The 11,186-nt window shown below is 44.3% G+C and carries 11 protein-coding genes; 7 read left to right on the top strand and 4 right to left on the bottom strand.

The window, feature by feature from the left end; genetic code table 11:
• A partial coding sequence (locus BLR76_RS09640; protein ID WP_176759684.1) for a diguanylate cyclase domain-containing protein occupies positions 1 to 1,753 on the bottom strand: 1,753 nt, incomplete at its 3' end.
• A 368-nt stretch (positions 1,754 to 2,121) separates the two neighbouring features.
• Between BLR76_RS09640 and BLR76_RS09635 the strand changes: the two genes are divergently transcribed.
• A complete protein-coding gene (locus BLR76_RS09635) occupies positions 2,122 to 3,117 on the top strand; it encodes an ion channel (RefSeq protein ID WP_176759683.1) in 996 nt (331 codons plus the stop codon).
• A 169-nt stretch (positions 3,118 to 3,286) separates the two neighbouring features.
• On the opposite strand, the gene BLR76_RS09630 is transcribed toward BLR76_RS09635, so the two are convergent.
• Complete coding sequence (locus BLR76_RS09630; RefSeq protein WP_091268504.1) at positions 3,287 to 4,249, bottom strand: alpha/beta hydrolase; 963 nt, start codon at positions 4,247 to 4,249, stop codon at positions 3,287 to 3,289.
• A 164-nt stretch (positions 4,250 to 4,413) separates the two neighbouring features.
• Between BLR76_RS09630 and BLR76_RS12275 the strand changes: the two genes are divergently transcribed.
• The 6 genes from BLR76_RS12275 (at position 4,414) to BLR76_RS09600 (ending at position 8,491) form a co-directional block, all read left to right on the top strand.
• The gene (locus tag BLR76_RS12275) at positions 4,414 to 4,728 is read left to right on the top strand and encodes a rhodanese-like domain-containing protein (protein WP_425425718.1); all 315 of its coding nucleotides are present in this window, start codon (positions 4,414 to 4,416) and stop codon (positions 4,726 to 4,728) included.
• Positions 4,729 to 4,731: 3 nt separating this feature from the next.
• Entirely contained in the window at positions 4,732 to 6,387 is a 1,656-nt protein-coding gene (locus BLR76_RS09620) for an FAD-dependent oxidoreductase (protein WP_091268500.1), read from the top strand.
• Complete coding sequence (locus BLR76_RS09615; protein ID WP_091268498.1) at positions 6,380 to 6,670, top strand: rhodanese-like domain-containing protein; 291 nt, start codon at positions 6,380 to 6,382, stop codon at positions 6,668 to 6,670. The genes BLR76_RS09620 and BLR76_RS09615 overlap by 8 nt, the downstream gene beginning before the upstream one ends.
• A 1-nt stretch (position 6,671) precedes the next feature.
• A complete protein-coding gene (locus tag BLR76_RS09610; protein WP_091268496.1) occupies positions 6,672 to 6,929 on the top strand; it encodes a metal-sensitive transcriptional regulator in 258 nt (85 codons plus the stop codon).
• A 133-nt stretch (positions 6,930 to 7,062) separates the two neighbouring features.
• Positions 7,063 to 7,731: a PepSY domain-containing protein gene (locus tag BLR76_RS09605; RefSeq protein ID WP_091268495.1), complete on the top strand. Its 669-nt coding sequence runs from the start codon at positions 7,063 to 7,065 to the stop codon at positions 7,729 to 7,731.
• A gap of 118 nt (positions 7,732 to 7,849) precedes the next feature.
• A complete protein-coding gene (locus BLR76_RS09600) occupies positions 7,850 to 8,491 on the top strand; it encodes an HD domain-containing protein (RefSeq protein WP_091268493.1) in 642 nt (213 codons plus the stop codon).
• A gap of 144 nt (positions 8,492 to 8,635) precedes the next feature.
• Here the strand turns inward: BLR76_RS09600 and BLR76_RS09595 are convergent, their stop codons facing one another.
• Both BLR76_RS09595 and BLR76_RS09590 read right to left on the bottom strand, forming a co-directional pair.
• Entirely contained in the window at positions 8,636 to 10,009 is a 1,374-nt protein-coding gene (locus BLR76_RS09595) for a M20/M25/M40 family metallo-hydrolase (RefSeq protein WP_091268490.1), read from the bottom strand.
• Positions 10,010 to 10,139: 130 nt separating this feature from the next.
• Positions 10,140 to 11,024: a CPBP family intramembrane glutamic endopeptidase gene (locus tag BLR76_RS09590; RefSeq protein ID WP_091268487.1), complete on the bottom strand. Its 885-nt coding sequence runs from the start codon at positions 11,022 to 11,024 to the stop codon at positions 10,140 to 10,142.
• Positions 11,025 to 11,186 lie beyond the last annotated feature (162 nt).

The raw sequence follows: 11,186 nt of genomic DNA, 5'->3' as shown, positions 1-11,186 counted from the left end.
CTTTGGAATGGCGTTTATTCTTGTACATGGCTGCGTCGGCCTTATTTAGAAGGTTCTCTACAGAGTCACCATCTTTAGGGTAGTAGGCAAAGCCGACACTCGGCGTGCAGACGATTTCTTCTCCATCAATGAGGTAAGGTTTGTTCAGCTTGTTCAGGAGCTGACTGGCCCATCTCATCGCATCATCATAGCTATCGAGATCATCAATCAGAATAGTGAACTCATCCCCGCCCAGTCGTGCGGCACAATCATCTTTCTTGACCATCGAAGCAATGCGTCTGGCGACCTGAGCCAATAGCTTATCGCCAAAGGCATGACCATAATCATCATTGACGTCTTTGAAATTATTCAGATCCATAAAGAGAAGCGCAAATTTCTTATCATGAAGCCTGTCATCCTCTATAGCTTTCTGAAGAACTTCTTCGAAACGGATGCGGTTGGCCAGGTGAGTCAGATGGTCATGGAAGGCCATATACTGGATCTGCTCCTGATTGATCTTGTTCTCCGTAATGTCTCGCGCAATGGCGTAGACGCCAATAACTTCTCCATCTACCTTGATCGGCACATGAGTCACACCCAGGTAATAAAACTCATTGCCTAGATTGCTGAAAGGAAGCTCATAATGCTTGAAGATGCCTTTTTTAGCGTTATTAAAATGTCCTTTGACCGTTTCCTGATAATCGGCATGTATAGTGTCAATCAGTGAGTGTCCGATCAGTTCTTCCTTTGTTTTGCCGAGAATTTCAGCACCTTTTTCATTGACACTCAGGACTGTACCGTCAAGTGTGAATGAAAAGGCTGCGTCAGGATGATGCTCAAACAACAACCGGTACCGTTCCTGACTGGATTGAAGTTCATCAGCATTCTTTAAATATTTTTGAAGAAGGCGTCGATTCTCTGAAAGGAGGAGAAACTGCCTGACTATTACAAGCAGAATGGACACCCCTACACCGATAGTAATGGCATTAGCCCCGATGCTTGTATATATCATAAACAGATACAGCGAAGTCAGTCCGAAGAAAGGAAAGAGGATATCGAAAAGCATAGGTTTCGTTCGAATAACAACTTTATTCCTCAGCTGGATCGATGACTGATTATTCTGAAGCAGTCCGGTAAAGCCGACAAGCAGGACGCCTAAGATAAAGAGTGGATCAGTCAAGGATCCGGAGTCGTAAGTTTCAGTGCTGACTAGATAGACGAAAGCAGTATCTGCAACAATATAAGTATATAGACCGGTACCGAAAAATAGAATCAAGTCATTCGAAAAGAGTTGTTTACTTGAGAAAATCACCATAAGTAGGCAGAAAGCCAGCGCCAGATCCCCGATTGGATAGGCAAGCGATACAAGTGCGGCTAGAAGAGAAACATCTCCTGCTAAAATGATCGGGTTTAATAAAAAATACCAGCTGAGGGTGGCGTAAATAATCATAATGAAAAGAATATCGAAAATGTAGCGGGTCAGAACAATTTTTGTCTTTTCCTTGTATAGTTTGAATCCGAAGGCACTAAGGTAGAACAAGACATTAAGTATATAAAAGAGATCAGGGGTTCCTGGGTAAGGGACTTCGATTCTCAGGACACTCTCGTAAAGTATCCAGGAACATTCAGCCAGGAAATAACTGAATGTTCCTAAAGTGATCAGGAACCAGAATGGCTTGTCTGGCTCCTCGGCAGTTTTATAGGCCTGATAAAGCCAGATGGATGGGAGTGTGAAAATGTCTGGATATTTGATTAGATAATTATGAATATTCATCCTGTTTAAAAGTAATATACTATGTTTGCAAGGGTAGAACATAGCAACAAGTGAATAAAAAAGAGAGTGATATAAAATAGTCCATATAATCATACGAATTAAGTAGACTAAATTGAACAAAAACATAAAATTAAGCAACGTTAGTGTGAATAAATATCACTTGCGCACGTATAAAAAAGAAATCTTCATAATTTTTATGCGGTTAAATGGGTATTATCTATTATATTTTAAATTTACTCTTTTATTACCTAAAAATCGGCCTATCAATTTATATTTTTGTTATGTGGAGATGACTAGTGACTCTTATTCATTGTAAATGACTGTTGAGCTCAATTATAATGGGAGAAAGACCGAGGAGAGGTGATGAAATGACTAGTATATTACTATACGTATCAGGTGTGGCTCTAATTCTGTTCACGATCACAGACCTGATATGGACCACCCTGTGGGTAGACGGTGGGGCGGGCCCCATGTCAAAGAGGATAGCTCGATCGACGTGGAAGATTACCAGGAGAATAAGTAAGAATGAGAAGGGCTTGTTTAATATCATCGGTCCGCTTATTCTCGTTCTGACCCTTCTCAGCTGGGTCCTGCTGCTTTGGATCGGTCTTACTCTGTTTTTTTCAGGAGATCCGGAGTCTATTGTCCAGACGACGTTTGAAGGGCCGGTCATGTGGTACGAACGTCTCTATTTCACAGGGTTTACATTATTTACTCTCGGGGTAGGGGACTACTCTCCGCAGCCAGGATTCTGGCAGGTCATAACAGCTTTGAATTCAGGAATAGGTATTCTTTTTCTGACCTTAGGTGCTTCTTATGTCATTTCAGTTGTCAGTGCAGTCGTAAAAAAACGTGCACTGGCCCAGACGGTTACTGGGCTGGGAATGGACAGCTCAGAAGTCATGCGGAAGGCCTGGAGTGGGGAAGATTTTTACCAGCTTGATCTGTTTCTAATGAATGCATCTTCACAGATCACGGAACTGACCCAGCAGCATCAGGCCTACCCGCTCCTTCATTACTATCACAGTCAGAAGCCCCAGGAATCATTGGCGGTGGGCATCGCCATCCTGGATGATGTACTGACAATGGTTCATCATGGTTTGGCTGATAAAGGAACGGTCAACATGATGCTGATCTGTGAAGCGAGATCCAGCATCGAAACATACCTTGAAACGATGACATCTGCTTTCATCGAGGAAGCAGAAAATGAACCCCCTTATCCAGACTGGATAGACTTAAAAGAATTGAAGCTGCCGCTGGTTGAAGAAGAGGAGTTCTCTGAGCGCATTCAGAAGGTCAGTCATCGTCGCCGGAAGCTTCTGGGAGCAGTCGAGGCGGACAATCATGAATGGCCCCAGCCTTAATTAATACAGAAAGACCCCCTTCAGTATAAAAATTGAAGGGGGTCTTTCTGTATGCAGGAGCATTTTAGAAAAATTAGTGAAGCAGAATCGTTCGATCTATATAGTCTTTATGCTGGTAGCTCTGACTGCTCTTGCAGTCTTCCGATAAAAGTCAGATGATTCAACAGGGTCAGACTGCCAGTGGATAGTTGATGCTGTTCATATGTGTATTCAAGAAATGCTTGATACGGGTACGGTACATTTCTTTATCCGTAACATATGCGTAGCTATGCTTCGCCCCGACAGCTATATACAGCTCTTTAGGACCTTTCGCTGAGTGATAGAGTTCATATGCCATATAGGTGGGCACAAAGTCATCTTCATCTCCATGTATGAATAACGTTGGAATAGAGGATTTTTTCACCTGTTCTTCAGGACTAGCTTCACCGAACCAGTAGCCGGCTTTGACTTTTGTGATGAGGCTGGTCATCGGAATGAACGGATATCGAGGCAGTTTGTACAGTGTTTTCAGCTGATGAGCCATCTCTTTGGTCACCGAACTGTAGCCGCAGTCTTCAATGACAGCTTTGACATTGACTGGCAGCTGCTCCCCGCTCACATTCATAACAGTTGCCGCTCCCATGCTTAATCCAAAAAGAACGATTTCGATATCATTGCCAAATTCATTGATCAGTTTATCTATCCAGGCAACGTAATCCTTACGTTCATGCCAGCCAAAACCAATGTAATCTCTTTCACTGTCCCCATGTCCCCTTGCATCAGGAAGAAGGAGGCTGAAGCCTAAATCGAAATAAAGTTTAGCCCAAGGGGCCATGTCCTTGTTGCTTCCACTATATCCATGAGCGATGATGGCTATTCGTTTCGTGAACTCCTGCTGGGGAATGAACAGTCCAGAGAGAGTCAACTCATCTGTAGACTGGATCGTCAGTATCTCTTTATCTACTGTGTTATACCATTCTTTTTCTTCTTTCCAGGGGTCATCAGCATGAATCTCACTCATACTGAACTCATCAATAAATTCTTTACGGTTTATACCGACAGCTTTTTTGTAAAAAAATGCACTTGAATAGGCCAGAGCAGTAGCCGTCAGCCCCAGCGCTCCAAAGAATCCCCACTTCAAAGACTTCTTCATTTTATTCCATCCTTCCTTCCTCTAAGTACTCTTACTCTATATTGTACAGCAAAGTCAGAAAGTTTGCAGACTGTTTCCGATAAGTGAGTTGACAGGGTAATTTAGTAATGATAATATACCCACTAGGGTATTTTTTTTATACTTTAAATCAAGGAGGAACACGAGTGTTTGGATTATTCCATCGGTCATCCGCTATAAGTGCTGACCAACTAAAAGTAGAAAAAAACAGTCAGACCAAGATTTTAGATGTACGAATGCCTGGAGAATACCGTTCAGGGCATATTCCTGGAGCAAAAAATGTTCCACTGAACAGAATTGAAGGATACACGGGGAATAAGGATGAAAAGGTCTACGTCATCTGCCAGTCTGGAATGAGAAGCAAGCAAGCGGCATCCATTCTAAAAAAGAAGGGCTATGATGTTGTGAATATCCGCGGGGGCATGACCCAATGGAATGGACCTGTCAGAGGAGGAAAATAGTAAATGGAAAAAATTATTATAGTAGGCGGGGTAGCTGGAGGAATGTCTGCCGCTACACGTCTACGCCGGTTGAAAGAAGAAGCTGAAATCATTATTTTTGAAAAGGGGCCGTATGTATCTTTTGCCAACTGCGGCCTGCCGTATTATGTCTCTGGTGAAATATCAGAAAGAGACAAGCTCCTGGTTCAGACTCCTGAGGCTCTCTATGACCGGTTCCGTCTGGATGTCAGGCCGGAGCATGAAGTCCTGTCGATTAATCCTGAAGAGAAGACTGTGACGGCAGTCCATCATGGAAAACAGATAACTGAATCATACGACAAGCTGATCTTGTCACCTGGAGCAAAAGCATTTATTCCTCCTGTTGAGGGGCTGGACGAAGCTGAAAATGTCTATACGTTAAGGAACGTTCCTGATCTGGATAAAATCATGAACCGGATCGAGCAAGTCGATCCAAAAGAAGCGGTCGTTGTAGGCGCAGGCTTTATAGGCATTGAAATGGCAGAAAATCTGAAATACAGGGGCATCGACGTGACGATCATTGAGAAAGCTCCGCATGTCCTGCCGCCCCTGGACGAGGAAATGGCAGTCTTCGTGCAGAATGAGCTGAAAGATAAAGGTGTCAAGGTGATTACTTCTCAGTCCGCGGTGGCGTTTAAAGAAAAAGGGCGCATCATCGTACTGGAAGATGGAACAGAATTTAAAACAGATCTGACTATTATGTCAGTGGGGGTCGAGCCGGAAAGCAGTCTGGCTGAACAAGCAGGAATAAAGCTGGGCCTTCGTGGAGGAATCCTGGTTGATGACACCTATCAGACCAGCGTAGAAGATATCTATGCAGTCGGAGACGCAATTGTTGTCAAGAATCAGATCAGCCAGGAAGATGCACTGATTTCCCTTGCTTCTCCTGCAAACCGTCAGGGACGTCAGGTTGCAGACAATATAGCTGGAATCTGTCGTGAGAATAAAGGAAGCATTGGAACAGCTATTGTGCGTGCTTTCGACATGACAGCCGCTTCGACTGGCTTGAACGAGCGACAGCTCAGACAAGCAGGCAAAGACGTTGCAGCCGTGCATACATTGAGCAAAGACCATGCCGGATATTATCCAGGAGCCACCGATATCACATTAAAAGTCATTTTTGATCCAGTCAGTGGTACACTGTATGGGGCTCAGGCAGTCGGCGTTAAAGGTGTAGATAAACGTATCGATGTTATTGCAACAGCCATCAAGGGAGGTCTCACTATTTTTGATCTGCCAGAGCTTGAGTTTACTTATGCCCCACCGTTCGGTTCGGCAAAAGACCCAGTAAACATGGCTGGATACGCCGCATTGAATATTATTGAAGGGTTAAGTGACTCGATTCAATGGCATGAGCTGAACCGTGAGCTGGAAAAGGGAGCTGTTCTGCTGGATGTCCGAACTGAATCAGAGCTGGAAGCGGGCCGATTCCCGAATGCCCTCAACATTCCTTTGAATGACCTTCGTGACCGGATGGATGAGCTGGACAAAGAGCAGGAGTATATCATCAGCTGCAGAAGCGGACAGAGAAGCTATATTGGTGAAAGATTATTGAAACAGTCAGGATTTAAAGTAAAAAACCTGGATGGTGCATATGCACTTTATCAGGCAGTCAGACCGGAGGAATTGGAATGTGTATAGATCAGTCAGCATGGATGAGTTTGGACAGAAACGTGAAAATCTAAATATAATTGATGTGAGAGAAGCGGATGAATTCGCTGCCGGACACATTCCGGGAGCAGTCAGCATGCCTTTAAGCGGACTTGCACAAGGATTTGAAACCTTTAAAAAAGATAAGGAGTATCATGTCATCTGTCTATCAGGCGGACGTTCATCAATGGCGTGTGACTTTTTGGGAAATCAGGGGTATGATGTAGTAAACGTAATGGGCGGCATGTCTGCCTGGAGAGGAGACATCGAGTAATATGAAATGCGATAAAAGTATTTATAATCGGCTGAAACGGACAGAGGGACAGTTGAGAGGCGTGCAGAAAATGATCGAAGAAGGCAAAGAATGCAGCGATGTCGTTACACAATTGTCTGCAGTTCGCTCCAGTGTGGACCGGATCATGGGTGTGATCGTTGCTGAGAACCTGAAGCAATGCCTGGAAAATCCATCAGCCAACAAAGAAGAACAGGAAGAAATGATCCAGAAAGCCATTCAGCTGGTTGTGAAGAAATAACTTTTGCGCCATTCTACACTGATTAGAGGCCTGAAATGAACTTATTTTCACAAGCGTAATGTCTGCCTTTATTCCTTAAACCTGTTATCATTCATATGCAGTAAGAAAGAATGATAGTAAGGAGAGGATTTTTATGTCAACGAGTAAAGCAATCAGATTAGGGGTGCTGTCATTATCAGCTTCTCTACTATTAGCTGCTTGTGACGATAACGATACGCAGGATACAACACCTGTGGAAGATGATACGGAACAGACTGGTGACACGGATGCGGGAGACGATACTGCTGCAGATAATACGGGCGAAGACGATCCTGATGATACCGCTGCGGACAATACATCCGATGATGAGACTGATGGTGCAGCTGACGATGCCACTGATTCTCAGGGGATCCAAGGAATGACGTTCTCTGTGAGTCTGGACGATGCGATCGATCAGTTCTATGAGACGTTCGGCAGTGAAGACATCAATATCAGTTCGATTCAGTTCGATTATGACGATGGACGCTACCTGTATGAATTCGAAGGCTGGGACGGCCAGTACGAATACGAACTGGATATCGACGCTGAGACAGGCGAAATTGTTCAACAGGAACAGGACGATGACGTTGATTCAGGAGACATATTAGATTTGGAAGGCATCATTTCACCAGAGGAAGCGATGGAAGCTGCACTTGATGCTTCAGGTTCCGGTTATGTAGAAGAATGGGGTCTCGAAGTAGAAGACGGCCGTACGATTTATGATATCGACGTTGAAGGCGGCAGCGACCAGCAAGTCGATGCTCAGACTGGAGATGTCCTTTAATTAAATAAGCACAACGATCAGGCACCTTTCGACTACGAGTTGAAAGGTGCTTTTTAGAACACATGTTCAAATCTCCTCAAGTGTGTTAAAGTTAAGAAAAGAGCAGAGGAGTTCTCATATGAACAAGCAGACGATTGTAGCAGACACAATAGATATGGTAAAAGAAAAACTGAACAATGAAGGGTCCGGACATGATTGGTATCATATTGAGCGAGTCTGGAAGATGGCTTCCAAGCTGGCAGCAAAAGAACAGGCCAACAGTTATATAGTGGAACTGGCTGCTCTGATGCATGATCTGATTGATGACAAGCTGGTCAGCAGCAAAGACGAGGCTGTTCAAGAAGTCGAATACTGGCTTGAGGGAGCCGGAGTATCCTCATCAGACGCAGAACGGATCATGGACATCATCCAGACTATTTCCTTCAAGGGTGGAAATGGTCGGAAACTGACGACTCTTGAGGCTCAGATCGTTCAGGATGCAGATAGACTGGATGCAATTGGGGCAATCGGAATTGCCCGCTGCTTTACGTATGCAGGAAGCAAGGGAGACGTCATCTTCAATCCGGAACTGTCTGTACGCGAGAGCATGACTGAAAAAGAATACAGAGAAGGGCCATCGAGTGCAGTTCACCATTTCTACGAGAAGCTGCTTAAGCTTAAGGATCTGATGAACACCGAGACGGCAAAGCAGATCGCCGAAGAGCGCCACGCCTTTATGGAAGACTTCCTGATCCAGTTCTTTAACGAATGGGAAGGGTAAAATTGAAAAACTAGTCAGAAAAAACCAGCTGCCTGTGCAGACTCCAGAAAGTTAGATTTTTCAGGTCTAACTTTATTTGGTCACTATAGCAGGCAGCTGGTTTTATTATGCAGATTTTTAGAATGTCCCAACTTTTGTGACGAGTCAGTCTGTCAGCCCTAAGTGAAGGATGGTGCTGCAGCTGGCCTGAATGCCCCAGTAAAATTCTTTCAGTCCCAGGTTTTCATTGGGTGCATGATTATCTTCATCGACATTGGCATAAGGAACCGTGACAGACGGAATGCCCAAAATATCAGTGAAGACATACATAGGACCGGTGCCCCCAAGAGCTGGAAGGACAACTGGCGGGGTATCATAAGCCACCTCGACTGACTCGATCACTTTCTGTACGAGTGGATGAGACAGAGGCGTTTTGGAAGGCTTGACTGCACTCAGATTTTCTACTGACAAGCGGCAGCGGGAATCAAAGGCTCCCACATGCTTTTCAATAGCTTCATAGATGGCTTGGGGCTCCTGATTAGGTGCCAGGCGCATATCCAGTTTGACTTTCGCTTTTCCAGGAATGATCGTCTTTGTTCCTTCTCCTGTATACCCCGTTTCAAATCCTGCAATGGTAAACGTCGGTTTGAAGCATAAGTTTGTGTAGTATTCTTCTCCAGTCATATCGAGGCTGTCCAGACCGATGACTTTCGCTGTTTTTTCTGGATAGAAGGCCAAGCTCTTCAGATGTTCTGCTTCTTCTGGGGTTGGAGTCAGTACACCGTCATAAAATCCGTCTATCAGAACGTCTCCTTCTTCAGTGACCATGGACCGGACCAGATTTAATAGAGCCATGCCGGGATCAGGGGCAATGTTTCCCTTATTACCTGAATGGTTATCTCTATTGGCACCCTGAGCTTTCACTTCAACATAGAGCAGTCCGCGGTTACCCAGAGTCACTGAGGGCTGCCCGTCTCCTTCCATTGGCCCGTCTGCAGTATAGGCAATATCTGCTTTGAGCAGGTCCTTATGTTTTTCCGCAAAGGAAGCAAGGTTGACGCTGCCTTTTTCTTCTTCTCCCTCGAAAAGAAATTTGACGTTGACCGGGAGCGAGCCATGTTCTTTAAGTAAAGTACCCACGGCTAGGATATGGGCGATCAGCTGACCTTTGTTGTCGCCTGTACCTCGGCCGTAAATTCTTCCGTTCCTAATTGTTGGCTCGAACGGATCGGACTCCCACAACTCAAGTGGCTCAGGAGGCTGGACATCATAGTGCCCGTAAAAGAGAATGGTGGTCGTATTCTCAGGATCGAGCAGTTCCCCGTAAACCACAGGGTGTCCACCGGTATCCATGAGCTGAGTTTTAATGCCATTCTCTGTCATCATATTGAGCAGAAGATCGGCACATTCTTTTACGCCTAAGTTAAGTGTGCTGATACTTGGCTGTCTTAGAAGAGTGAAAAGGGTGTTCAAGTGGTTATCTTTATTCTTATCGAGTAATGGTCTGATATCTTGGTAAACAGTTTTCCAGTCGGTCATGTATGAAGCGCTCCCTGCATTAGAATTTTATTAGAAAGGTTGCTATATTTTAATAGTATACACCTTTTATTCATTTTAGGAAGGCTAAAATAAAAAAATCCTTCCCGAAAGACGGAAAGGAATGGATCATCTATTCAATGGAATGAATGTTCTGGGCGTAAGGGCTGTCTGAATTTCTAAGAGATTTCCATTCTCTGCGAAGTAGCCATAGGAGGAAGATAAGAGAAAGAATAAATAATGCAGAGTAGACGACATATTCAGTCGGCAGGCCATCTCTCAACATTAAGAATTCAGCCTGAGCATCCGCAATTGAAACGGATGGGGCCAGAAATAGGGGGAGGATTACCAGCAGATTGTATAAAGCGTGAGCGATAATTGGATAGATCAGATTGTTATACTTTACATAGATAACTCCACAGACCAGGCCAACGAGAAGTTGAGGGATGAACAGCGACTGCAGGTGAATCGCCATGAAGACGACAGAACTGAAAATAATCCCTTTGTTCACCCCGTATTTGTCGACCCATTTATTCAGCAGATACCCTCTGAATACAATTTCCTCTACAACTGGTGCAAATATTACAGCAACAATGAAAAGGTAGAACACCGGAAGATCTTCTGAGCCAGTCAGTTCAAGAACATAAGGCACGATACGGTCAAACAGTGTGGGAATAAATGTCAGAACAGAAACGAAAAAGTAGACAAATAAAGAAGCCACGACCGCTGTCAAAATGGTCCAGCCGGCCACTCGAATCAGTGGGGAAACAGTCTTTTCATAAGGGGAAGACAGTGCTGCCACGGACAAGGACTGTTTTTTCATCTGACTTATCGTGATTTTATAAAGAATGAAGTAAATCAGCCCATCCGTCAGCAGACCGATCATCGTGACGTGTTCGCCCATGAAGGCAACGAGCAGCATAGCACCGAGAATGATCACTCCAAGCGTTGCCAGAGCGATCCGCCAGATGATTGCCCATAAAGAAGCGTGTTCGAAAGTTGTTTCATATGTAAACATGTCATCAGCTCACTTTCAGTAAAATGAATAAGTAAACAGTAGCATATTTTAAAGATGATTGGTAATAGAAAGACTAACTATATAAAGTCAAGCAATAAAACCTAATATTTCTACAGTCTATTTTGGAATTTAAGGGCGCACCAAATAAGCTGAATCAAGCGT

The sequence above is a fragment of the Alkalibacterium thalassium genome, assembly GCF_900101165.1.
GTDB lineage: Bacteria > Bacillota > Bacilli > Lactobacillales > Carnobacteriaceae_A > Alkalibacterium > Alkalibacterium indicireducens.
Note: the sequence above shows the minus strand (reverse complement) of the source record. Positions and strands in the feature narration are given on the sequence as shown.

What these genes read in the sequence shown, in the direction of transcription:
- BLR76_RS09630 (WP_091268504.1), bottom strand. Translation starts at nt 4,249, where the DNA reads ATGAAGAAGTCTTTGAAGTGGGGATTCTTTGGAGCGCTGGGGCTGACG.
- BLR76_RS09600 (WP_091268493.1), top strand. Translation starts at nt 7,850, where the DNA reads ATGAACAAGCAGACGATTGTAGCAGACACAATAGATATGGTAAAAGAA.
- BLR76_RS09590 (WP_091268487.1), bottom strand. Translation starts at nt 11,024, where the DNA reads ATGTTTACATATGAAACAACTTTCGAACACGCTTCTTTATGGGCAATC.
- BLR76_RS09610 (WP_091268496.1), top strand. Translation starts at nt 6,672, where the DNA reads ATGAAATGCGATAAAAGTATTTATAATCGGCTGAAACGGACAGAGGGA.
- BLR76_RS09595 (WP_091268490.1), bottom strand. Translation starts at nt 10,009, where the DNA reads ATGACCGACTGGAAAACTGTTTACCAAGATATCAGACCATTACTCGAT.
- BLR76_RS09620 (WP_091268500.1), top strand. Translation starts at nt 4,732, where the DNA reads ATGGAAAAAATTATTATAGTAGGCGGGGTAGCTGGAGGAATGTCTGCC.
- BLR76_RS09635 (WP_176759683.1), top strand. Translation starts at nt 2,122, where the DNA reads ATGACTAGTATATTACTATACGTATCAGGTGTGGCTCTAATTCTGTTC.
- BLR76_RS09605 (WP_091268495.1), top strand. Translation starts at nt 7,063, where the DNA reads ATGTCAACGAGTAAAGCAATCAGATTAGGGGTGCTGTCATTATCAGCT.